General features: G+C 66.9%; 19 protein-coding genes and 2 tRNA genes. 19 read left to right on the forward strand and 2 right to left on the reverse strand.

Annotated elements, in window-relative coordinates; all coding sequences use genetic code 11:
- Nucleotides 1–14 precede the first annotated feature (14 nt).
- From C1A15_RS08450 to C1A15_RS08505, 12 genes are all read left to right on the forward strand, one after another.
- Nucleotides 15–800: an NADH-quinone oxidoreductase subunit B family protein gene (locus tag C1A15_RS08450; RefSeq protein ID WP_180953043.1), complete on the forward strand. Its 786-nt coding sequence runs from the start codon at nucleotides 15–17 to the stop codon at nucleotides 798–800.
- An 11-nt stretch (nucleotides 801–811) separates the two neighbouring features.
- Nucleotides 812–2,104 (forward strand): Ni/Fe hydrogenase subunit alpha, encoded by a 1,293-nt coding sequence (locus C1A15_RS08455; RefSeq protein WP_101722152.1) that lies wholly within the window; start codon nucleotides 812–814, stop codon nucleotides 2,102–2,104.
- 142 nt (nucleotides 2,105–2,246) lie between these two features.
- Nucleotides 2,247–2,537, forward strand: a complete 291-nt coding sequence (locus tag C1A15_RS08460; protein WP_101722153.1) for a type II toxin-antitoxin system Phd/YefM family antitoxin — start codon at nucleotides 2,247–2,249, stop codon at nucleotides 2,535–2,537.
- 3 nt (nucleotides 2,538–2,540) lie between these two features.
- A complete protein-coding gene (locus C1A15_RS08465) occupies nucleotides 2,541–2,870 on the forward strand; it encodes a hypothetical protein (protein ID WP_101722154.1) in 330 nt (109 codons plus the stop codon).
- 130 nt (nucleotides 2,871–3,000) lie between these two features.
- On the forward strand, nucleotides 3,001–4,056 hold the full coding sequence (mreB, locus tag C1A15_RS08470; protein WP_101722155.1) for a rod shape-determining protein: 1,056 nt from the start codon (nucleotides 3,001–3,003) through the stop codon (nucleotides 4,054–4,056).
- An 18-nt stretch (nucleotides 4,057–4,074) separates the two neighbouring features.
- Nucleotides 4,075–4,962 carry a rod shape-determining protein MreC gene (gene mreC / locus C1A15_RS08475; protein WP_101722156.1) on the forward strand — a complete coding sequence of 296 codons (888 nt, stop codon included), beginning with the start codon at nucleotides 4,075–4,077 and terminating at the stop codon, nucleotides 4,960–4,962.
- Nucleotides 4,959–5,486 carry a rod shape-determining protein MreD gene (mreD, locus tag C1A15_RS08480; protein ID WP_101722157.1) on the forward strand — a complete coding sequence of 176 codons (528 nt, stop codon included), beginning with the start codon at nucleotides 4,959–4,961 and terminating at the stop codon, nucleotides 5,484–5,486. The genes mreC and mreD overlap by 4 nt, the downstream gene beginning before the upstream one ends.
- 12 nt (nucleotides 5,487–5,498) lie before the next feature.
- A complete protein-coding gene (gene mrdA / locus C1A15_RS08485) occupies nucleotides 5,499–7,694 on the forward strand; it encodes a penicillin-binding protein 2 (RefSeq protein ID WP_101722158.1) in 2,196 nt (731 codons plus the stop codon).
- Between the two features lie 23 nt (nucleotides 7,695–7,717).
- Entirely contained in the window at nucleotides 7,718–8,911 is a 1,194-nt protein-coding gene (rodA, locus tag C1A15_RS08490) for a rod shape-determining protein RodA (protein ID WP_101722159.1), read from the forward strand.
- A gap of 14 nt (nucleotides 8,912–8,925) precedes the next feature.
- The gene (locus C1A15_RS08495; protein WP_101722160.1) at nucleotides 8,926–10,062 is read left to right on the forward strand and encodes a YcjF family protein; all 1,137 of its coding nucleotides are present in this window, start codon (nucleotides 8,926–8,928) and stop codon (nucleotides 10,060–10,062) included.
- Between the two features lie 45 nt (nucleotides 10,063–10,107).
- Nucleotides 10,108–12,018, forward strand: coding sequence for a TIGR03960 family B12-binding radical SAM protein (locus C1A15_RS08500; RefSeq protein ID WP_101722161.1), 1,911 nt, complete (start codon nucleotides 10,108–10,110; stop codon nucleotides 12,016–12,018).
- Nucleotides 12,011–12,658, forward strand: a complete 648-nt coding sequence (locus tag C1A15_RS08505) for a TIGR03936 family radical SAM-associated protein (RefSeq protein ID WP_101722162.1) — start codon at nucleotides 12,011–12,013, stop codon at nucleotides 12,656–12,658. The genes C1A15_RS08500 and C1A15_RS08505 overlap by 8 nt, the downstream gene beginning before the upstream one ends.
- Nucleotides 12,659–12,738: 80 nt before the next feature.
- On the opposite strand, the gene C1A15_RS08510 is transcribed toward C1A15_RS08505, so the two are convergent.
- Nucleotides 12,739–12,815 (reverse strand) — tRNA-Asp (locus C1A15_RS08510).
- A gap of 113 nt (nucleotides 12,816–12,928) precedes the next feature.
- A tRNA-Asp gene (locus C1A15_RS08515) sits at nucleotides 12,929–13,005 on the reverse strand.
- Between the two features lie 512 nt (nucleotides 13,006–13,517).
- On the opposite strand from C1A15_RS08515, the gene C1A15_RS08520 reads away from it, so the two are divergent.
- The 7 genes from C1A15_RS08520 (at nucleotide 13,518) to C1A15_RS08550 (ending at nucleotide 22,032) form a co-directional block, all read left to right on the forward strand.
- Nucleotides 13,518–14,009, forward strand: a complete 492-nt coding sequence (locus C1A15_RS08520; RefSeq protein ID WP_101722163.1) for a MarR family winged helix-turn-helix transcriptional regulator — start codon at nucleotides 13,518–13,520, stop codon at nucleotides 14,007–14,009.
- On the forward strand, nucleotides 14,000–16,162 hold the full coding sequence (locus C1A15_RS08525; protein ID WP_101722164.1) for an ABC transporter ATP-binding protein: 2,163 nt from the start codon (nucleotides 14,000–14,002) through the stop codon (nucleotides 16,160–16,162). Before C1A15_RS08520 ends, C1A15_RS08525 begins: the two co-directional genes overlap by 10 nt.
- Complete coding sequence (locus C1A15_RS08530) at nucleotides 16,159–18,033, forward strand: ABC transporter ATP-binding protein (protein WP_101722165.1); 1,875 nt, start codon at nucleotides 16,159–16,161, stop codon at nucleotides 18,031–18,033. Before C1A15_RS08525 ends, C1A15_RS08530 begins: the two co-directional genes overlap by 4 nt.
- 50 nt (nucleotides 18,034–18,083) lie before the next feature.
- Nucleotides 18,084–18,803 carry an HAD family hydrolase gene (locus C1A15_RS08535; protein ID WP_101722166.1) on the forward strand — a complete coding sequence of 240 codons (720 nt, stop codon included), beginning with the start codon at nucleotides 18,084–18,086 and terminating at the stop codon, nucleotides 18,801–18,803.
- A gap of 258 nt (nucleotides 18,804–19,061) precedes the next feature.
- Nucleotides 19,062–20,591 carry a ribonucleotide reductase subunit alpha gene (locus tag C1A15_RS08540; protein WP_101722167.1) on the forward strand — a complete coding sequence of 510 codons (1,530 nt, stop codon included), beginning with the start codon at nucleotides 19,062–19,064 and terminating at the stop codon, nucleotides 20,589–20,591.
- Nucleotides 20,591–21,166: an RrF2 family transcriptional regulator gene (locus C1A15_RS08545; RefSeq protein WP_101722168.1), complete on the forward strand. Its 576-nt coding sequence runs from the start codon at nucleotides 20,591–20,593 to the stop codon at nucleotides 21,164–21,166. Before C1A15_RS08540 ends, C1A15_RS08545 begins: the two co-directional genes overlap by 1 nt.
- Entirely contained in the window at nucleotides 21,148–22,032 is an 885-nt protein-coding gene (locus C1A15_RS08550) for an HhH-GPD family protein (RefSeq protein ID WP_425430947.1), read from the forward strand. Before C1A15_RS08545 ends, C1A15_RS08550 begins: the two co-directional genes overlap by 19 nt.
- The last annotated feature ends 465 nt before the right edge of the window (nucleotides 22,033–22,497 follow it).

Consider the following 22,497-nt stretch of genomic DNA (forward strand, 5'->3'; position numbering starts at 1 on the left):
TGGAGCGGAGCGACATGAGCGGAAACTGCATAGCATGCCAGGACAAGCCGTCCGCGCCGCGCGTGGTGGTCGTGGGCCTGGCCAGCTGCTTCGGCTGCCAGCTGCAGGTCACGAACGCCGAGGCGCACCTGCTGGACGTGCTCGGTCAGATCGACCTGCGCTACTGGCAGCTGGCCTCGAGCGATCCCATGCCCGAGGACTTCGACGTGGCCGTCATAGAGGGCGCCGTCACCACCGAGGAGGCCGAAGGCCTCGTGCGCAGCCTGCGCGAGAAGGCCGGAGCCGTCATCGCCGTGGGCGCGTGCGCCACGACGGCGGGCATCCCGGGCATGGCCGCCGACGGGTTCCTCGAGCGACCGGGCCAGGTGTACGAGCGGGTGCCGTCGGCCTGCGGCGACATGGTGGCCCCGCGCGCGGTGGGAGCCGTCATCGACGTGGACTACGAGGTGCGTGCATGCCCCATCGACTCGTACGACTTCATCGACGTGCTGCAGCGCGCGCTGTACGGCTCGAACAAAGCCTACCCCTCGCGCACGATGTGCGGCGACTGCAAGCGCAACGAGACGAGCTGCTTCTTCGGCAAAGGCCAGCTGTGCCTGGGCCTCGTGACCAGGGCCGGCTGCGGCGCGAAGTGCGTGAACCTGGGACGGCCATGCAACGGCTGCCGAGGGCTGTCGCCCGACGCGAACCTCGAATCGGCCCGCGACGCGGTGGCGCGCTACGGCGTGTCGGTCGCCGACTTCGATCAGGCGCTCGAGATGTTCAACCAGACGAATCCCGCCCTTGCGGGCAGCGAGTGAGGACGGATCCCATGACGAAAACCGCAATTCACGTCGACCACATCGCCCGCGTCGAAGGCCATGGCAACGTGCACGTGGTCATCGAGGACGGGGCGGTGAAGACGGTCGAGATGAACGTCGTCGAGCCCGCCCGCCTGTTCGAGAGCATGGTGCGCGGCCGCCGCTTCGAGGAGGTGCCCTACATCGCCTCGCGCATCTGCGGCATCTGCTCGTCGAGCCACGTGGTGACCGACCTCAAGGCCATCGAGCGCGTCTTCGGCGTGGAGGTGACCGACCGCACGCGCGCCCTGCGCGAGCTTTTGGTGTACGGCTCCTACTTGCAGAACCACGCGTCTCACCTGTTCGTGTTCGCCGCTCCCGACTTCCTCGGCATGCCGAGCGTGTTCCCGCTGGCCCAGACCGACCCCGAGCTGTTCGAGCAGGCACTCGGCCTCAAGGCGCTCGGCAACGAGCTGTGCACGCGGGTGGGCGGCCGCAGCATCCATCCCATCACCGCCGTGGTGGGCGGCTTCACGCACGAGATCGAGCCGTCGGAGTACCTCGAGCTGGCCGCCAAGATGGACGCCGCGATGGACTTCGCCCTGGAGGCGGTCGACCTGTTCCGCGGCTTCAAGGTGCCCGCCATCGCCACGGCGGGCGACATGCTGGCCATGGTGGAGGACGACTACTACCCGGTGGAGTGCTCCGACAACGCGTTCTTCCTGAACGCCGGCATCGTGTTCGATGCGAACGAGGTGCAGGAGCGCATCGAGGAGTACGGCGTGCCGCACTCGGCCGCGCTGCTGGCCCGCGTGCGCGAGACCGGGTCGCCGTACTTCACGGGCGCGCTCGCCCGCATCAACGCCTCGTGGCAGAACCTCGGCCAGAACGCCAAGGTGGCCGCGGCGAAGGCGGGTCTGCGCCCGCCCGAGGCCAACCCGTTCATGAACAACGTGGCCCAGGCCGTGGAGATCGTGGACGCGCTCGACCGCTGCGCCAACCTCTGCCGCATGCTGGCCGAGCCCGGCGCCATCGCCAGCTCGAGCGAGCCCGTGCCCTTCGAGGTGAAGGCCGGCCGCGCCGTGGGCTTCACCGAGGCGCCGCGCGGCGCGCTGTTCCACGACCTCACGCTGGACGGCGAGGGCCGCGTGACGCACGCGTCCATCCTCACGCCCACGGCCCAGAACGTGGCGAACCTCGAGGCCGACATGCGCCTTCTGGCCGAGACGCTCGTCGCCGACGGGGCGGCGGAGGACGTCGTCCGCCTCGAGATCGAGAAGCTCGTCCGCGCCTACGACCCCTGCCTCAGCTGCAGCGTGCACTGAGTGAGCCCCGACGAAGGCGCCGGTCCGGAACCGGCGCCTTTTTTTGCGCTCCAGCGCTCGGTAACCATATGTTGTAAATTCATAGTATATTTGCAGCTGCTTCTTGCTGGCGGTATAATGGCGGCAAAAGAGAGGAGCAGCCATGCCTATCGTCAAACCGCTTTCGGATTTCAACCGCAACCAGTCGTCGATCATCGACGAGCTCGAACAGACGCAACGGCCCATATACCTCACGCGCAATGGGACCGCGTCGATCGTGGTCATGGACGCTGGGGCGTTCGATCGGGCCATGTCGTTTCGCGCGAGCGCCTACGCGAACGAGATGCGCGTGTACGACAGCCTGATGAAGGGGTACGACGACGTCCGGCAGGGACGCGTGGTCGATGCCGATCGGGCGGAAGAGGAGATCAGGCGCGCGAAGGGCTGGTCGTAGGCTATGGACGAGGGTTGGACGACGGTCTACACCCGAAGCGCCATCGATTTCATCGTGGCCGAGGTACGGAGCGAACGCGTTGCGGAGAAGCTGTTCTCGTATCGCGCGCTGCTGGAAACCGCCCCCGATCTCGGTCGGGCATACGATCCGGATTATCCCGCTGCGCGCCCTCCGTTTCCGTGTCGCTGCATCGCCGTTCCCGATACGCCGTTTTCGCTGTACTATCTCAAGGACGACGACCTGCGCCGCATAGTCGTCTTCTGCATCGAATATCAACGAACCGAACCCAACGCGCGCTTCTCGTCATTCGATTGGTCGGTCGTGGATTGGTGACGAGCGGGTTCGCCCGGGTCCCGGGTCCGTCTGCCGGGGCGGGTGTGCCCCTCGTGGATTTTCATCATCGAGTCAACGCCTGTGCTAGAATTCGGTTTCACCTGGAATCGAGATTCAAGGGGTTTCCTGTATGTCCTTCTTAGATATGTTTTCGGGTTTGACCGGCCAGATGTCCACGGACATGGCCATCGACCTCGGAACTGCTAATACATTGGTCGCCATCCCTGGCGAGGGTATCGTTGTGAACGAGCCCTCGGTCGTCGCCATCGAGAAGGCCACCCATCGCGTGCTCGCGGTGGGCCATGAAGCCAAGAACATGATCAACCACACGCCCGAGGCGTTCTCCGCCGAGCACCCGCTGCACGACGGCGTGGTCGCCGACTACGACGTGACGGAGGCCATGATCTCGGCGTTCATCGGCAAGGCGGCGCCGCGCAAGTACCCCTGGCAGGCCAAGCCCCGCATCGTCATCTGCATCCCGTGCGGCGCCACCTCGGTGGAGAAGCGCGCGGTGTTCGAGGCCGCCGTCCAGGCCGGCGCGCGCCAGGCCTACCTCATCGAGGAGCCGATGGCCGCGGCCATGGGCGCCGACCTGCCCGTCACCGAGCCCACGGGTTCCATGGTGGTGGACATCGGCGGCGGCACCACGGAAGTGGCCGTCATCTCGCTCGGCGGCATCGTCACCTCGTCGTCGCTGCGCCTGGCCGGCAACCGCATGGACGAGGCCATCGCCATGCACCTGCGCGACCTTCTGGGCATCAAGATCGGCGAGCGCACGGCCGAGATCATCAAGATCAAGATCGGCTCCATCCTGCCGTTCGAGGACGGCCGCGAGCGCGACATGATCATCTCCGGCCAGGACGTGATCACCGAGCAGCCGAAGGAAGTGACCATCCAGTCCGAGGACGTGCGCGCCGCCTTGCAGGCCCCCTGCGAGGAAATGGTCGTGCACATCAAGGAGACGTTCAAGAAGACGAACCCCGATCTCGCCTCCGACATCATCCAGAACGGCATCCTGCTGACGGGCGGCGGCGGCCTTTTGTCCGGCCTCGACCGCTACCTCACCGACAAGCTGGAGATCCCCGTGTGGACGAGCGAGACGGCGCTCACGAACGTGGTCATGGGCTGCCTCAAGGTGCTCGAGACGCCGACGGCGCTCAAGCAGACGCTCATGCGCTCGAAATAAGGCTGAGCCGACTCGTCTATGGCGCTTAATTTCCAACAGAGAAGCTCGGTGTTCCTGCGCCGAGTTCTGCTCGTCGCATTCCTCGTCATATCGCTTGCGCTCGTGACGCTGTACTCGCGCGAGGGCCAGGACGGCCCGCTGCACGCGATCCAGAGCGGCGTGTCGGGAGCCGTCGCGCCCCTGAAGTTCGTCGGCGCGGTCGCGAACTCGGGCGTGAACAGCGCCGGCGAGAGCTTCGGCAACCTCACGGCCGACGAGAGCACGCTGTCGGGCCTGCGCGAGAGCAACGCCGAGCTGCGCGAGCTGCTGAGCCAGGCCGACGAGTACAAGCAGGAGGCCCAGCGCCTCCAGCAGCTGCTCGACCTCAAGGACCTGTACGAGATCGACGGCGTGGGCGCGCGCGTGGTTGGCAACCCCGACGAGGCGTGGAGCCAGACCGTCACCATCGACAAGGGCACCGCCGACGGGGTGGAGACCGGCTTGACGGTGATGGGCACCTCCGGCGTCGTCGGCCAGGTGTACAGCGCTGCCGAGCACACCGCCAAGGTGCGCCTGCTCACCGATCCCGATTCCGGCGCCGCGGCGCGCGTGGAGTCGAGCCGCGCCGAAGGCGTGGTGCGCGGATCGCTCGAGGGGCTGCTGTACCTCGAGAACCTCGACGCCGATGCCGTGGTCAACCCCGGCGACGTGGTGGTCACGTCCGGATTGGGCGGCAGCTACGCGCCCGGCCTCATCATCGGCACCGTGGTGAAGGTCGACACCCGCCAAGGCGAGTCCACGCGCCGCGTGGTCGTGTCGCCGAACGACACGACGGGAGCCCTCGAAGAGGTGCTCGTCGTGTTCGGCGTGGGCGCCGGAGACGACACCGACGAAAACGACGGCAACGAAGGAGGCGATGCGTCGTGAACCTGACACGCGAGAGCATCGTCATCGCCGTCGGCGCGGTGGTCGCCCTGCTGCTGCAGATCGTGGTGGCTCCCAACATCGCGCTGTTCTCGGCGCAGCCGAACATCCTGCTGGCGTACGTGCTCGTAGTGGCCATCGTGCGTCCGCTCGATGCCGGCCCCGTGCTGCCTTTCGCATTGGGACTCGTCTGCGACCTGTTGGGCTCGGGCCCTGTCGGCGGCTACGCGTTCTTGTTCGTCATCGTGTCGTTCGTCGCGTCGCGCGCGTTCTCGGTGCTCGACAACGATACGCTGTTCATGCCCCTGACCATCTTCGTCATCGCGACGTTCGCCGTGGAGATGCTGTACGGCGCGCTGCTCATCGGGCTGGGCCTGTCGGTGAGCCCCGTGGACGCGTTTCTGTACCGCGCCCTGCCGTGCACGCTGTACGACTGCGCCATCGGCCTCGTGCTGTATCCGATCATCGCGCGCCTGCTTGCCGACGGCGCGCAGGACCGCGGACCGCGCACGCCTCGGCTGCGGTAGGGGGCGTTTGCCGTGATCGCCGCCATCGCCGCCGCCATCGTCACGCTCGTCGTGGCAATCATCGTCGTTTCCGTCGTGTTCGTCGTGCGCAACAACACGAAGTCGTCGAACGTGAGCGTGAAGAAGGACGTCCGCTCCATCAGCTCGGTGGGGGTGAAGTCGAGCCTTGGGAACGCGGGCGGCCACGTCAACGGCTCGATGCAGGCGCGCCCCGGCTCCGCGCAGCGCCCGGCATCCAACCCGGCCGACAACCTCAAATCGCGGTTCGTGGCCATGGGCGTGCTGGCCGCCGGCATCTTCGGAACGTTGACGGCGAAGCTGTGGACCATGCAGGTGCTGTCGTCGGACGCGTATCGCAGCAAGGCCGACGACAACCAATACGCCACCGTGTCCACGCCCGCGCCGCGCGGCTACATCTGCGATGCCAACGGGCTGCCGCTCGTGAAGAACCGCGTGTCGCTCACCGTGCTGGCCGACGCGGAAGTGGCCAACGACCGCGACGTCGTGCAACGCCTGTCCGCAGTGCTCGGCATCCCGTACAACGTGGTGCGCCAGCGCATCCAGGATGCGACGGGCGGCGCCCAGAGCCAGCGCGTCGTGGCGAGCGACGTGCGGCTGCGCGACGTCGCCTTCATCACCGAGCACTCCGACGCGTTCCCCGGCATCAAGACCGAGGAGCGTTACGTGCGCGATTATCCCTACGGCGCGCTCGCGGCGCACGTGGTGGGGTATACGGGTTCGGTTACCGAAGACGGTCTGAAGACCGTCGGCGAAGGCCGCGACGTGGAATTGGGCGACGACATGGGAACGTCGGGCATCGAGCTGCAGTACGATCGTCTGCTGGCGGGCGAGCATGGCAAGCGCAAGGTGGTGGCCAACGCCGATGGCGAGGTGGTGCGCGTGGTGAGCGAGACCCAGCCCACGAAGGGATCCGACGTGTACCTCGCCCTCAAGGGGCCGGTGCAGTACGTGGCCGATCGCGAGCTGGCCGCGCTCATCGCGCCCGAGAACGGGACGATCGGCACGGGCAGTGGCGTGGCTGGCTCGGTGGTGGTCATGGACCTGCGCGACGGCGGCATCGTCGCCATGGCGAACTACCCCACCTTTTCGCCCGATGAGTTCACGGGCGGCGTTTCAGAGGACGTGTACGCTGTGTACAATTCCGTAGAAGCGCAGAAGCCGCTGCTCAACCGTGCCATCGCGGGTACATACCCCGCGGCATCGACGTACAAGACGTTCACGGGCCTCGCGGCGCTGGCGAACGGCTTCGCCGACATGAAGCGCACGTGGACGTGCGGCGGTTCGTGGGACGGCTGGGGCACGGGCCAGGAGCAGATGTGCTGGAACCACTCGGGCCATGGCACGCTCGACCTGCGCGGCGGCATCGTACAGTCGTGCGACGTCGTGTTCTACCAGATCGCGCACGATTTTTTTGAGGCAAGCTCCCTTTCCAACAATCCGTCGCCGACGGCGAGCAATACCGCTCTGCAGGACTATCTCGCGAAGTTCCACTTCGACCAGTACACCGGCATCGATCTGGGCGGCGAATCCGTGGGCGTCATCCCCACGCCCGAGTGGAAGGCGGAGCATTTCCGCAACACGCCTGAGGAGGCGGTGTGGAAGGGCGGCGATATGACGAACATGATCATCGGCCAAGGCTACGTCCTCGTCACGCCCCTGCAGGTGGCCGTGGCCTACGGCGCCGTCGCCACCGGCAAGCTGCTGAAGCCGCACCTGCTCAAAGAGGTGCGCAACGCGAGCGGCGACGTGGCCGCCACCCGCAAGGTGGAGACGGCGGGAGAGCTCGACGTCCCCGAGGAGAACCTGGCCTTCATGCGCGATGCCCTCAACGGCGTGGCCACCGACAACGCCGACGTGTCGAAGCTGCTGGGCGAGCAGGGCATCGATCCGGCCACCGTGGCGTGCAAGACGGGTACCGCCGAGTACACCGACATGGCCGACACCGCCTGGTTCGCCTGCTACGCGCCGGTGGACGACCCCCGGTACGTGGTGACCTGCGTGGTCGAGCACGGCGGCGGCGGTTCGGCCGTGGCCGCCCCGCTCGGTGCGAAGGTGCTGGCGGCGGCGCTTGCGAGCGATGCCGCTGCCGAGGAGGATCCGGGCGCCGGCATGGGCGTGGTCGCCGGATCTACGGGAAAATCGCTCGAGGGCGCGGGCGCCGCGACGTCCGGCGGACGTACCGACTAAACGAGACGAGGAAAGGAGGCGTCATGCCGCAGCTGCCGCAGATCGATTCCGTGAAGGCGCCCGACAAGATCGTGGCGCAGGCCACGCGCACGCGCCGGTTCCCCTGGCTCAACCTCCCGTTCATCCTCGTGATCGCGTTGCTGGTGTCGTACGGGCTCGTCATCCTGATGTCGGCGATAGCCAACGATCCCGACTACTCGTTCACGAACCAGCTGACAGGCGTCGCCCTGGGCGTCGTGTTCATGGTGCTGGTCTGGCGCTTCGACTACCGACGGCTCTCGGACTTCACCACGATCTTCCTCGTCGTCAGCATCGTGCTCATCCTCTCGCCGCATGTTCCGGGCTTGGGAACCGACGCGGGCATGGGCGCGAAGAACTGGATCAAGCTGGGCATACAGGTGCAGCCCGGCGAGTTCGCCAAGATCACCGTCATCCTGCTGGACGCCAGCATCATGGCGCGTTACGGCGGCAGGCTCGACGACCCGCGCGAGTACGCCAAGGCGCTCGGCCTCATGCTCATCCCGTTCGCCTGCATCATGACGCAGCCCGACCTGGGCACGGGTCTCGTGTACCTGTTCATCGGGGCGGTCGCCTTGGTGGTGGGCGGCGCGCGTCCGAAGTACCTGCTGATCACGCTCGGGCTGTTCATCGCTGCCATCGTCGCCGTGTTTGTCGTGGACCAGGTGATCCACGATGCCACCGGCGAATACAAGCTGCTCAAGCAGTACCAGCGCAACCGTCTGCTCGTGTTCCTCGATCCCGACATCGACCCCACGGGAGAGAGCTACAACCTCAAGCAAGCCCAGATCGCCATCGGCTCGGGCGGCCTGTTCGGCAAGGGCCTGTTCCAGGGAACGCAGCACGCCCTGGGCATCCTGCCCGAGCCGGCCACCGACTTCATCTTCTGCGTGCTGGCCGAGGAACTGGGGTTTTTCGGTGTAATGGTGCTGCTGGCGCTGTACACGGCCCTCGTTTTGATATGCTTCCGTATTGCCGGCGCCTCGAGCGACCTGTTCGGCATGCTCATCGTCATGGGCGTCGTCGGCATGTGGTTGTTCCAGATTCTTGAAAACATCGGCATGGATTGCGGGCTCATGCCCATCACGGGCATCCCGCTGCCGTTCGTGAGCTACGGAGCGACGGGCATGGTGATGAACTTCATCATGCTCGGCATGATCGGCTCGGTTTGGACTCACAACATTCAGAAACAGCACTAGGAAAAGGGGCGGTTATGCAGCTACCCGTTGACATCAAAGCGGTTATCGACGAAGCCACCAACATCGACGAAGCCCGCCGCACGTCGCTGTCGGTGAGCGTGTACCTCGACGACAGCGCGCCGGGCGACGTGCAGGCGCATGTGCGCCAGGCGTTCGCCAGCGCGTCGCCGCATGCTCGCGTCTCGCTCATGTACCTCGACGGCCGGCCGTTCGTGCCGTTCTCCGGCGACGACATGGCCGTCATCGTGGCGGGGTTGAACGAGCAGGTGGGGGAGTACGCGGCGCAGGTGCGCGCGGCGGGCGTCCCCGTGATGGTGGTCACCACGCTGCCGACGCTCGTGGCCGACATCGCGAAAGCCCAGGGCGCGCCCATCCCGCAGGGAGATCTCGTCGCCCCCAAGGCGCCCAAGGCCGAACCGGCTCCGTTGCCGGCGCCCGATGCAGCCGTGAGCGGGGCCGAGGCCGTGCAGGCGCTCGGAGCCTCATCGCCGAGCGAGCCCTATGCGCTCGACGCCGCCGCCGTCGGCTCGCTCAACGAGCGCATGGGCGGTTGGGTCATCGCGGCATGCAACGACAAGCGCCTCGCGTTCGCGCTGGCGTTCCCGTTCGTGCGCAAGCCTCTGTCGCTCGAGGCCGTGAACGCGACGGCGCTGCAGAACGCCGGCGTCGGCCTGCTCGTCATCATCCCGGGCGCCGACATGCCCGTCATGACGCTCAACCAAGCGAAGATGCTGCTCCAGATAGCCGCCGCGTACGGCGAGGAGCTTAACATGGAGCGCGTGAAGGAGCTCGCGGCCCTCGTGGGCGGCGCGTTCGCGTGCCGCGCGGTGGCGCGCCAGCTCGTGGCGTTCGTGCCCGCGCTCGGGTGGGCCGTGAAGGCCGCCATCGGCTACACCGGCACTATCGCCATGGGGCGCGCGGCCATCGAGTACTACGAGGACGGCGCCACGCTGGGCAAGCTCGCCGACGCGGTCGCCGCGGCGCGCGACAAGGTGGTCCAGGCCGCCGCGAAGCGCGCGGCGCAGAAGGCGCAGGCGACGGGGGCGAAGGCCATGGGTGCCGTGCGCGATCGCGCCGGGCGCGCGGCCCACGCGGCGGGCGGCGTGCGCGATGCCGCGCTCACGCGCTTCGCTTCCGGCAAAGCCCGCTGATCCCGCCCTGCCATCAAAGCAAACCGAAGAAGGGAAACGAGTTCGATGACGGATCTCTGGCCGCGTCTCGAGCCGCTGCTCGCCGCTGCGGAGCGCCCTGCGCGCTACCTCAACCACGAGTTCGGCTGCGTTTACAAGCCTGAGGCGGATTTCCGCTTCTGCATGGTGTACCCCGACACCTACGAGCTGGGGCAGGCGAACCAGGCGCTGCGCATCCTCGTGAACGTGGTGAACGCCGCCGAGCACCTGGCGGCCGAGCGCGCGTTCCTTCCCGCGCCCGCGATGTGCGACACGCTGCGCGCCGAGGGCATCCCGCTGTTCAGCATCGAGAGCTGCGCGCCGCTTGCGGAGTTCGACGCCGTGGGCATCACGCTGCCGCACGAGCTGGCGGCGACGAACGTGCTGGAAACGCTCGATCTGGCGGGCATCCCGCTGCATGCCGACGAGCGCGCCGAGGGCGACCCGCTCGTGGTGGGCGGCGGCCCGTGCGCCTACAATCCCGAGCCGTACGCGCCGTTCTTCGACGCGTTCAACATCGGCGAGGGCGAGGAGGCGCTGCCGCGCGGCCTGGACCTCATCCGCCGCCTGCGCGCCGAGGGCGCCGCGCGCGCCTCCATCCTGCGCGCGTTGGCCGACGAGCCGGGCTGGTACGTGCCGTCGCTGTACCGTTGGCGCGCCGAGGACGAGGCCCAGGAAGCGGGATCGTGGATCGAGCCGGTGGAGGAAGGGCTTCCTCTGCGCATCGAGAAGAGCCTGTTCGAAGGCTTCGCGGAAAGCCCCGGCTGGGAGCCGTGCATCGTGCCGTTCACCGAGGTGGTGCACGACCGCCTGAACGTCGAGATCCTGCGCGGGTGCGCCCGCGGCTGCCGGTTCTGCCAGGCGGGCATGATGTACCGTCCCGTGCGCGAGCGCTCGGCCGACAACGTGGTGGAGTCGGTGGTGCAGGGGCTGGCCGAGACGGGCTACGACGAGGTGAGCCTCACGTCCCTGTCGTCCACCGACCACTCGCAGATCGCGTCCATCCTCACGCGCATCAACCGCGCCTGCGACGGGAAGGGCGTGCGCATCTCGGTGCCCTCCCAGCGCCTCGACTCGTTCGGCGTGGACATGGCCGAGCTCGTGGCCGGCCAGAAGAAGGGAGGCCTCACGTTCGCGCCCGAGGCGGGCACGCAACGCCTGCGCGACGTCATCAACAAGAACGTCACGGAGGACGACCTCTTCGGCGCGCTCGACGCCGCGTTCAGGGCGGGGTGGCGCCGCTGCAAGCTGTACTTCATGATCGGGCTGCCCACCGAGACCGACGACGACATCAAGGGCATCGCGAGCCTCGCTCAGCGCGCCTACGACCGCATGAAGGCGGCCACGCCGCCCGAGCAGCGCGGATCCCTGCGCATGAGCGTGTCGTGCGCGCTGTTCGTCCCGAAGGCCCAGACGCCGTTCCAATGGGACGGGCAGATCCCGCCCGAGGAGGCGCTGCGCCGCGTGCAGCTTCTGCGCAACTCCGTGAAGTACCGCGCCGTGGACGTGCATTGGCACGATCCGGCCACGAGCTTCGTCGAGGCCGTGATGAGCCGCGCGGGTCGCGAAGCCTCCGCGTGGGTCGAGGCCGCCTGGCGTCGGGGCGCGCGGTTCGACGCGTGGACCGAGTGCTTCGACGAGGCCGCTTGGCGCGAGGCGGCGGGCGAAGTGGGCATCGACCCCGCCGACATCGCGCAAACGGCGTATCCCACGACCCGCGTCATGCCGTGGGAGCATATTTCCACCGGCGTGTCGACGCGCTGGCTCGCGCGCGAGCGCCGCTTGGCCGACGAGGGCCGCACCACGCCCGACTGCACGTTCGAGAACTGCTCGGCGTGCGGCGCGTGCCCGACGCTCGGAGTGGACAACGTCCTGGCCCAGCCCCGCGTTGCGAGCGGGTCGAACGCCATCGTCGAAGGGGAGGCGACCCATGCCTGATCCGAACCTGTTCCGTTTGCGCGTGACGTTCTGCAAGCAGGGTCGCTTGGCGCTGCTGTCGCACCTCGAGGTGGCGCGCGCCCTCGAGCGCGCGGTGCGCCGCGCCGGCCTGCCGTTCGCGGTGAGCCAGGGCTTCTCGCCCCACATGAAGATCGCGTTCGGCGCGGCCCTGCCCGTCGGGGTGGGCGGCACGCATGAGCTGGTGGACCTGCAGATGACGCGCTACGTGCCGGCTGACGAGGCGCTGAGGGCGCTGCAGGACGCCAGCGTGCCCGATCTCATGGTGAAGGCCTGCGACTACATTGAGCCGCATGCGCCGGCCGCCTCGGCCGCGTATCCCATCGCCACCTACCGCGCGCTGCTGTCGCGCCCCCCTGCGACCTTCCCGGTGCCCGAGGAGGTCAAGGTGGTGCGCAAGAAGAAAGAGAAAGTGCTGCGGGTGGACGAGTTCCTCGTGGGGGAGATGGAGGTGTCCGGCGCTGTGGTCACGTTCGCGTTGGAGTCGAAGCTGACGGGCTCGCTGCGTCCCGACGTGCTGTTGCGCGCATGCTGCGACGCCGCCGACGCCGACGCGCCCGAAGGCGCCGAGCCGCTGCGCGTGCTGTCGGTCATGCGCACGGAGCAGCGCGCCGCCCGCTGACGGGCGGGGGACGCGCTGCCCCGCGCGCGTGCATCGACCAAGAAAAAAGCCCGCCGATCGGCGGGCTTTCTGCATTCAGATGGCGGGATGTACGAGACTCGAACTCGCGACCTCCGACGTGACAGGCCGGCGCTCTAACCAACTGAGCTAACACCCCGTGCTTTGCAGCGTAGGTTATTCTACCGGAAGAATCTTCGCTGCGCAATCATTATTATGACGAATTTTCCCGATACGAAAAGAACCCACCGAAGCGGCTTCTTAGCATTCAGATGGCGGGATGTACGAGACTCGAACTCGCGACCTCCGACGTGACAGGCCGGCGCTCTAACCAACTGAGCTAACACCCCGTGCTTTGCAGCGCGGAATATATTACCGGTAGTCAGCGCTCTGCGCAAGCCCCAATTTGAAAAAGTTCGGAGGGAATGTGCAACGTGGCGTGCGGGGCGCGTCCTCGCCTGGGATTCGTTTCGATCGCGCCCCCTGCGCCTGAACGTCGGGATTTCTTCTCATGCACGCTTTTGACAAGCATTTCCAGCCGTATCAGCTCGATGTGCTTGTCAAAAGCGTGCATATGCGCGGAATGGCGACGGCTGCCGCGCGAAGAGGGAAATGCGGGCGAAACGGCGTCGAGCCGAGCGAGCTTGCTCCCAAAGGCCGGGGAGCTCCCCGAAGCCGCGCTCGTCAGTCCGTGCGGGATCGCCGGGGCGCTTTCCTGCACCGTGCTCGGGGGGGGGGTGAGTCGAGCAGGCTCCATGCAGGTTCTGTGATGAAGGAAACATTTTGGTACGAAACTTCACAGCAGTGATAAAGTTTAGCGACTAAATTGTAACCGGCAAGAATCGAGAGCAAGGAAGGTGCGATGACAGACTCGTTCATTGAGACGAAACGCGAGCTGTACGAGCTTATGCAGCGCTCGCGACGCGAACGGTTCACGCCACCCACGCCCGAAGGCGTGACGCCGTCCGAGGCGCGCACGATGATGACCATCAGCGGGCTTCAGCACACATGCGAGGACATCAGGCCGGGCCGCGTCGCGGAGCTGACGCATACGACGCCGAGCGCGCTGTCCCAGACGTTCAAGACGCTCGAGGAGAAGGGTCTCATCGAGCGTCATCGCGCGAGCGGCGATTATCGCGCCGTATCGGTGAGCCTTACCGAAGAAGGGGAGCGGTTCGCCGCCGAGGGCAGGCGCCTGCGCGACGAGCACATGGACGCGGTCATGGAGTACGTGGGCGTCGAGGACATGCAGCACCTCGTCCGCATCATGCGCAAGGTGGTCGAGTTCCACGAGCAGGCCCCCGAGGTCGCATGCAAGAGCCATGCGGAAGGAGATGACGCCCCGTGCGCATAATCCGCTATCTGAAGAACTGCAAGGTCGCGGTGGTCCTCATCGTGTGCCTGCTCATCGTGCAGGCGTTCACCGATCTTGCGTTGCCGAACTACACGTCCGACATCGTCGACGTGGGCATCCAGCAGTCCGGCGTGGAGCACGCCGCCACCGACGAGATGACGGCGAAGACCCACGACGAGATCGCCATGATGCTGCCGGCCGACGACGAGCAGACGTTCCGCGAAGCCTACACCGAGACGGACGACGGTACGTACAAGCTGAACGACCAGGGCAAGAAGGAGCAGGAGGAACTCGATCGCATGGTGGCCATGCCGCTCGTGGCCATCCACTACGCGAGCCAGATCCCCGACCTCGATCTCGACCAGGTGATGCAGGCCTACGAGGCCGGCGCCATCGACAAGCAGAAGATCCTCGACATGCTCGACGAGGCCAAGCAGCATATGGGTGACGGGAGCGATGCCATCGTCGACCAGCAGGCCATCTCGGCCGCCAAAGCGGAGTACGAGTCGCTCGGCTACAACCTTTCGGACATGCAGATGGGCTACCTCATCCGCATCGGCCTCATGATGCTCGGCCTGGCCGCGCTCGGCATGCTGGCCGCGGTCCTCGTGGGCTTCATCGCATCGCGCACCGCCGCGAAGGTGGGCGCCGCGCTGCGCGCCAAGCTGTTCCGCCGCGTCGTGTCGTTCTCCGACGCCGAGGTCCAGAGCTTCTCGGCCGCCTCGCTCATCACGCGTGGCACGAACGACATCCAGCTCGTGCAGATGGTCACCGTCATGCTGCTGCGCATGGTGCTGTACGCTCCCATCCTCGCCATCGGCGGCATCATCATGGTGTCGCGCACGAACCTTGCCATGAGCTGGATCATCGTGCTGGCCGTGGCGATCATCTTCGTGCTCATCATGGTGCTCATGCGCGTGGCGCTGCCCAAGTTCCAGATCATGCAGACCCTCATCGACCGCGTGAACCTCGTGTCGCGCGAGATCCTCACCGGCCTGCCGGTCATCCGCGCGTTCGACCGCCAGCCCTACGAGGAGAAGCGCTTCGACGAGGCCTCGACGCGCCTCATGAAGACGCAGCTGTTCACGAACCGCGTCATGACGTTCATGATGCCGCTGATGATGCTCATCATGAACGGCGTGTCGGTGCTCATCGTGTGGGTGGGCGGCGGCTACATCGACAACGGCACCATCCAGACGGGCGACCTCATCGCGTTCATCACGTACGCGATGGTCATCATCATGAGCTTCCTGATGATCGGCATGATCTCCATCATGCTGCCGCGCGCCGACGTGGCGGCGAGCCGCGTGAACGAGGTGCTGGAAACCGAGCCCACCATCTGCGATCCGGCCGCCGACCGGGCGCGCGATGCCGAGCTGCGTCGATCGAGCGACGGCGCCACCATCGCCTTCAACGACGTGAGCTTCCGCTACGGCGATTCGAAGGAGTGCGTGCTCGAGCACATCGACTTCGTGGCCGAGCCGGGCAAGACCACGGCGCTCATCGGCTCCACCGGCTCGGGCAAGTCGACGGTCATCAAGCTCATCGAGCGCTTCTACGACGTGACCGAGGGCTCGGTCACTATCGACGGCGTCGACGTGCGCGACGTCTCGCAGCAGGCGCTGCGCGAGCAGCTGGGCTACGTGCCGCAGAAGGCGTTCTTGTTCTCGGGCACCATAGAATCGAACGTGGCCTACGCCGACGAGTCGATGCCCGCCGACCGCGTGAGGGAGGCCGTCGACATCGCCCAGGCTTCCGAGTTCGTGGAATCGAAGGAGGAGGGTCTCGACGCCCCCGTGTCGCAGGGCGGCACGAACGTGTCGGGAGGCCAGCGCCAGCGCTTGGCCATCGCCCGCGCGCTGGCCACCGAGGCGCGCGCCTACCTGTTCGACGACAGCTTCTCGGCGCTCGACTACAAGACCGACGCCGCGCTGCGCCAGGAGCTGCACACGCGCCTGGGCGGCAAGACCGTGGTCATCGTGGCGCAGCGCATCTCGACGGTGCTGCACGCCGATCTCATCGTGGTGCTCGAAGACGGCCGCGTGGTGGGCCAGGGCACGCACGACGAGCTGCTGAAAACCTGCGAGGAGTATCGGGAGATCGCGATGTCCCAGCTGTCGGAAGCCGAGCTGAACGGAGGTGATGCGGCATGAGCGAGAAGAAGAACCTCGCGGGCAACGCCCCGCGACGCGGATTCGGCGGCGGCCACGGCCCGGGCGGGCATATGATGCCGGGCGAGAAGCCGAAGGACCTCAAAGGCACGCTCGGCAAGCTCGTCGCCTTCATGGGCCGCTTCAAGGTGGCCATCGTGGTGGTGCTCGTGTTCGCCATCGGCTCGACCATCTTCAACATCGTGGGCCCGAAGGTGCTGTCCACCGCCACGACCGAGCTGTTCAACGGCATCGTGGCGAAGATCGACGGCTCGGGCGGCATCGATTTCGACGCGATCGCGCAGATCCTCCTGTTCACGCTGGGGCTGTACCTGCTGTCCGCGGCGTGCTCGTTCGTGCAGGGATGGATCATGAGCTCGGTGTCGCAGCGCACGTGCTACCAGCTGCGCGGCGCCATCGCGGAGAAGATCGACCGCATGCCCATGGGCTACTTCGAGCGCACGAGCGTCGGCGACACCTTGTCGCGCATCACCAACGATGTGGACACGCTCGGCCAGAGCCTCAACCAGGGCATCACCCAGCTCATCACGTCCGTGACCACCATCATCGGCGTGCTCGTCATGATGCTCACCATCAACCCGCTCATGACGCTGATCACCGTGGTCATCCTGCCCATCTCCATCGTGCTCATCCTCGTGGTGGTGAAGCGCTCGCAGAAGTACTTCGTGGCGCAGCAGCGCACGCTCGGCGCGATCAACGGCATCGTGGAGGAGACGTTCTCGGGCCATGCTATCGTCAAGGCGTTCAACCGCGAGGACGGCACCGTCGACCGCTTCAACGAGACGAACGCGAAGCTGTACGGCTCGGCGTGGAAGTCGCAGTTCATCAGCGGCCTCATGCAGCCCATCATGACGTTCGTCGGCAACCTCGGCTACGTGGCCGTCGCCATCGCCGGCAGCTTCCTCGCCGTGCAGGGCGTCATCACCGTGGGCGACATCCAGGCGTTCATCCAGTACGTGAAGAACTTCACGCAGCCCATCACGCAGCTCACGCAGGTGTCCAACGTGCTGCAGCAGATGGCCGCCGCCGCCGAGCGCATCTTCGAGTTCCTCGATGCGCCCGAGGAGGAGCCCGACCACGTGAGCGCGCGCACGGCCGACGTGGAGTGCAACGTGCGGTTCGATCACGTGCACTTCGGCTACGATCCGGAGAAGCCGGTCATCAAGGACTTCTCGGCGCAGGTGTCGGAAGGCCAGACCGTCGCGCTCGTCGGCCCCACGGGCGCCGGCAAGACCACCATGGTCAAGCTGCTCATGCGCTTCTACGACGTGCAGTCGGGACGCATCGAGATCGGCGGCGTGGACATCCGCGACTTCGCGCGCGACGACCTGCGCAGCCTATTCGGCATGGTGCTGCAGGACACGTGGCTGTTCCACGGCACCATCCGCGACAACATCCGCTACGGCAAGCTCGACGCCACCGACGAGGAGGTGGAGGCGGCGGCGAAGGCGGCCTACGTCAACCACTTCATCCAGACGCTTCCGCAGGGCTACGACACCGAGATCAACGAGGACGCCAGCAACATCAGCCAGGGACAGCGCCAGCTGCTCACCATCGCGCGCGCCATCCTGGCCGACCGCCGCATGCTCATCCTCGACGAGGCCACGAGCTCGGTGGACACGCGCACCGAAGAGCGCATCCAGAAGGCCATGGACAACCTCATGGCCGGCCGGACGTCGTTCGTCATCGCGCACCGCCTGTCCACCATCAAGAACGCGGACCTCATCCTCGTCATCCGAGACGGCGACATCGTGGAGCAGGGCACGCACGAGGAACTGCTCGAACTTGGCGGTTTCTACGCGGAGTTGTATAATTCTCAATTCACCGAGACGATTGACGAGGTGGAGGGCTAGCGCACACGGCGCGTTTTCCCTCCCTCGCTCAGGGATGGGAACAACGACGTATGCCCCGACCGGGAACCGAGAACGCAACCGCGCATACGCAAGGCGCGCCTGAGGGCAAGGCGCGCCTTGCCGTGTTCGACTTCGACGGCACCAGCATCGCGGGCAACTCGCCCGTGCTGCTGGTCAGCCATCTGCTGCGGCACAAGATGCTGTCCAAGCGGGTCGTCTTCCGCATCCTTTTGTGGGCTGCGGCCTACAAGCTGCGCCTGCCGCAGAACGAGGCGGCCGTCCGCGGCCTCGTGTTCACGGCGTTCGAAGGCAAGCCCGCCGCCGACGTGGACGCGTTTTTGGCCGAGTTCTACGACGAGCGCATCGCGCCGCTGTTCCGCCCCGAGGCCGACGCCGCCATGCGCGCCCACGCCGAGGCGGGGGACACCGTGGTGGTCGTCTCGGCCACCTTCGAGCCCATCATCCTGCGCGCGATGGAGCACCACCCCTTCGACAACCAGATATCCACGCGGATGTGCGTGGCGACGGACGGCACCTACACGCGCGCGGTGGAGGGCCTGCCGGTGGAAGGGGAGGAGAAGCTCGCCGCCGTGCGCCGCTTCGGCGACGGACGGTTCGGAGGCGGGAACTGGGAGCTGGCCTACGCCTACGGCGACCATCACTCCGATCGTGCCGTGCTGTCGGCCGCCGAGCACCCCCGCGCCGTGTCCCCCGACCGCCCGTTGGCGCGCACCGCGCGAGAGAAGGGCTGGGAGATCCTCGACTGGTAGGCGGTGAGACGAAGGGACGGGGTAATCGTCTCATTCCGCGCCGCAAAGCGCTTGTCCGCGAATCGCACGGCGGAATGAGACGATTACCCCGTCCCTTCGTTTCACCGCCTTGGCATCCGCTTTGGATGACGGGGGCGTGACGATTGTAGGTTTTTGCGGTGCGGCCTATGCGTCGGCCCCCTTCTTCGGTAAAATGTGACCTGAACATATGCATTTCGACCGCTGATGAGCGGATACGTTGAAAAGGAGGTTGGGTCCATGTTTGAGAACGACGCGAACAGCTCGCCCAGCCAGAACGACGAGCACAGCAATTCCTCGACCGAGTACCTGCGGCTCGCATCCCAGGCGTGCGCCTCGGGCGACGCGGTCCTCGGCATGCACCTGTATCTGGCGGCGTTCGAGCGCGCGCAGCATAGCGGCGGCGCGGCGCCGGACGAGGCTGCCCTCGAAGGCCTCAAGCAAGCGTGGCAGCTGGCCTGCACGCTCAAGGAGCGCTCCATCGCCGAATACGCGTTCGAGCGCCTCGAGCCCTACCTGTCCTCGGACGAGGCGGCGGCCTGCGCCGAGCAGCTGCAGAGCCTCGCGCTCGACAAGCTGGAGGAGTACGGCCTCACGCGCGAGGACCTCGAGGACATGACCGACATGATCTCCCAGGATTTCCTGGGGCTGGACGCCGCGCGCCTCATGCGGGTGGAGCACGTCACCGAGCCGTCGGCCCAGGCCGCCGCCGAAAGCGCCGCCGCAGACGAAGGCTCAGGCGAGCAGCAGGCCCCCTCGGTCGCCGAGGTGGAGAAGTCGCTCGCCGAGGCCATCCAGGCGTGCGGCGACGATGCCGACGCGCACGCGGTGGTGTCGTCGATCGAGAGCATAACGTATCGCGAGCTCGTAGGCTACGACGAAACCGTGAAGCTCATGCGCGATTTCGGCGTGGGCATGCAGCACGACGATCGCTTCCAGGAGCTCGTCGAGCTGTTGAACGTGCGCCACGGGCTCGACCGCATGCCGGCATCCGACGCGCTGCTGTTCCGCTCTCCGGCACGCGAGGACGCGAACCGCTTCATGGCCGCCACGCTCGGCGAGCTGGGTCTGCCGGCCATCCGCATGCACATGGAGGAGAACCTCCAGGGCATGCCGGTGCTGTGCGTCATGGCGCAGGCCGATCGCCAGCCGAAGCTCAACGCGGCGCGCAACGCCTTCGAGGGCGCAGGCGTGCTCATGCTGGAGGATCTCGATCTGTGGATGTCGCCCATGGTGGAGTCGGGCGGCGATGACTTCGGCGGTTTCCTCATGGCCAGCCTGTCGCGCGGCGCGCGCGAGGCCATCAGCCTCATCCGCTCGGCCGTGGAGAATCCGGACGTGTTCGTGCTGGCGTCGTCGTCGGAGGCGGGGGAGATCGACCCGTTCTTCTACGACCTCCTGGAGCCCCTGTCGGTGATCGACATCGACTTTCCCACGGTGTCGGAGCGCGAGGACATCTGGATGGAGATCGCCCGCGACCACCCGTCGCTGCGCGGCATCGACCGCGCGTCGCTCGTGCGCTTCTCGTCGCAGATGCCGCGCTACGACATGTATATGGCCGCCCGCGAGGCCATCGAGGAGGCCTACAAGGCCAGCCTCGTCGCGCGGCGCTACCTGCCGGTGACGGCGGACAACCTGTACGACAAGCTGGCAGCCTACCAGCCGCTCGACTCCGACGAGTACCGTGCGCTCGAAGAGGCGGTCGTGAGCGACTTCAGGCGCGAGCTGGAACATCTGGAAGACCTGCTCGACGGGGAAGAGGGGAACTGATGGACGTCACGCGCCGCTGCGATTACGCCTGCCGGATACTGAGGGCCGCCTACAGAAGCGGCGAGTCCTACGTGTCGGTGTCCGACATCGCCGAGCAGGAGGACATCCCGTACGCCTTCGCGCGCAGCATCCAGCACGACCTCGTGAAAGGCGGGCTCATCAAGACGGTGCGCGGCGCGCGCGGCGGTCTCGCGCTCAACTGCGACCCGGCCGCGGTGACGCTGCTCGAGGTGCTCGAGGCGGTGCAGGGCCCGGTGAGCATCTCGCTGTGCGTGATGGATCCGGCCTACTGCGAGAAGCAGAAGGACTGCGCCTACAACAAGCTGTGGCAGGGAGCCGACCAGCTGCTCAACGCCTACTTCGGCGCCATCACCTTGCAGGACCTCATCGAGCAAGGGGCATCGCACCCGGTGGTGGAGGCGGCCATGGCGAAGGCGAAGGGCGCCGATGCTGCCCCGACGACCGCCCGATGCGCGTCTGCGTGCGCGGCGCCGACGCCGCGCATCGTCGCCGATGCGGCCCAAGCGGCCGGTAGCGCCGGCGTCGATACGGACGTGTGCGAGTCGTGCGCGTAGCGGATACCGATTCGGCCTGGCCCGACGACGCCGCGCTCGGGCGCGATACTTTCGTGGACCTCGTGGGACGCGAGGGCGCTCGGCTCCATCGCGACCTGCCGTGGCGCTACATCGACGATCCCTATGCCGTGCTGGTCAGCGAGGTCATGCTGCAGCAGACCCAGGTGGCGCGCGTCGAGAAGCATTGGACGCGCTTCCTCTCGCTGTTTCCCACGATCGACGCGTTGGCGGCCGCCGGAACGGCCGACGTGCTGGCGCAGTGGCAGGGCTTGGGCTACAACCGCAGGGCCCTCGCGCTCAAGCGCGCGGCCGAGGTGTGCTCGTCCGAGCGGGGAGGGTTGCTGCCCGCCACCGCCGAGGAGCTCGAGGCGCTTCCCGGCATCGGGCCCGCCACGGCGGCGGGCGTCATGGCGTTCGCCTACAACCGGCCGTCGGTGTACATCGAGACGAACGTGCGCACGGTGTTCCTCCACGAGCTGTTCCCTCATCGCGACAAGGTTCCCGACCGCGAGCTGGCGCCGCTCGTGGCCTCGACCTGCCCCGAAGGCGACGCGCGGTCGTGGTACTACGCCCTGCTCGATTACGGCGCGCACCTCAAGACGCTCGTCGCGAACCCTTCGCGTCGCAGCGCCCACTACGCGCGCCAGTCGGCCTTCGAGGGCTCGCGGCGCCAGAAGCGCGCCGAGCTCGTGCGCATCGTGCTGGCCGAGCCGGGCATAGGCCCCGACGAGCTGGCCGGGCGCCTCGACGCGTTCGAGCGCGCTGCCGGGCGCGACGGCGTCGATGCCGCGACGTTCGACTCCATCGTGGCCGACCTCGTGGCCGAGGGCTTCTTCCGTCGAGAGGGCGGCGCGTTCAGGGCGTAGCGATGCAGGGGCGGTCAGGGTGGGCCGCGTTGGGAGCGCCGTGCGATCGAGCCTCTTCGCGCCTGTTTTCGGTCGAATTGGCAGAATGTGGCAGAAATTGACGGTTTGGGCGCAGAAACGGGTTCGGCAAGTCCTGGATAGCGTCCCAAATTGGAGAAATGCCTGGTCGCGGTTTTCGGCGCTGAGCTTTTCCGTGCCCAAACCGTAAATTCCTGCCAATTTGACCGAGCTCGGGCTTGCAGCGGGTTCGATCAGGGCCGGGATCCTCTACCATGCTCATGGAGAAGCGCCGGAACGGCGAGGGATCGCTTTGCATCCGGCGCTTTCGCCCGCTCTGGCCGCGTTCGATCCGCACGCCATCCGAGCGTGCTGCGCCTTTCCGGTCCGCACGCCACCCGAGCGCGCTGCGGCCGCCTTTCCAGTCCGTGTTCCTTCCGAGCGCGTTACGGTCGCCTTTCCAATCCG

The organism is Eggerthella timonensis (assembly GCF_900184265.1).
GTDB lineage: Bacteria > Actinomycetota > Coriobacteriia > Coriobacteriales > Eggerthellaceae > Eggerthella > Eggerthella timonensis.

Bases quoted from the DNA above. Each gene is read 5' to 3' on its own strand.
- C1A15_RS08465 (WP_101722154.1), top strand. From the start codon at position 2,541: ATGGACGAGGGTTGGACGACGGTCTACACCCGAAGCGCCATCGATTTC.
- C1A15_RS08455 (WP_101722152.1), top strand. From the start codon at position 812: ATGACGAAAACCGCAATTCACGTCGACCACATCGCCCGCGTCGAAGGC.
- rodA (WP_101722159.1), top strand. From the start codon at position 7,718: ATGCCGCAGCTGCCGCAGATCGATTCCGTGAAGGCGCCCGACAAGATC.
- C1A15_RS08530 (WP_101722165.1), top strand. From the start codon at position 16,159: ATGAGCGAGAAGAAGAACCTCGCGGGCAACGCCCCGCGACGCGGATTC.
- C1A15_RS08500 (WP_101722161.1), top strand. From the start codon at position 10,108: ATGACGGATCTCTGGCCGCGTCTCGAGCCGCTGCTCGCCGCTGCGGAG.
- C1A15_RS08460 (WP_101722153.1), top strand. From the start codon at position 2,247: ATGCCTATCGTCAAACCGCTTTCGGATTTCAACCGCAACCAGTCGTCG.
- C1A15_RS08540 (WP_101722167.1), top strand. From the start codon at position 19,062: ATGTTTGAGAACGACGCGAACAGCTCGCCCAGCCAGAACGACGAGCAC.
- mreB (WP_101722155.1), top strand. From the start codon at position 3,001: ATGTCCTTCTTAGATATGTTTTCGGGTTTGACCGGCCAGATGTCCACG.
- C1A15_RS08505 (WP_101722162.1), top strand. From the start codon at position 12,011: ATGCCTGATCCGAACCTGTTCCGTTTGCGCGTGACGTTCTGCAAGCAG.
- C1A15_RS08545 (WP_101722168.1), top strand. From the start codon at position 20,591: ATGGACGTCACGCGCCGCTGCGATTACGCCTGCCGGATACTGAGGGCC.
- C1A15_RS08520 (WP_101722163.1), top strand. From the start codon at position 13,518: ATGACAGACTCGTTCATTGAGACGAAACGCGAGCTGTACGAGCTTATG.
- C1A15_RS08535 (WP_101722166.1), top strand. From the start codon at position 18,084: ATGCCCCGACCGGGAACCGAGAACGCAACCGCGCATACGCAAGGCGCG.
- C1A15_RS08450 (WP_180953043.1), top strand. From the start codon at position 15: ATGAGCGGAAACTGCATAGCATGCCAGGACAAGCCGTCCGCGCCGCGC.
- C1A15_RS08495 (WP_101722160.1), top strand. From the start codon at position 8,926: ATGCAGCTACCCGTTGACATCAAAGCGGTTATCGACGAAGCCACCAAC.
- mreC (WP_101722156.1), top strand. From the start codon at position 4,075: ATGGCGCTTAATTTCCAACAGAGAAGCTCGGTGTTCCTGCGCCGAGTT.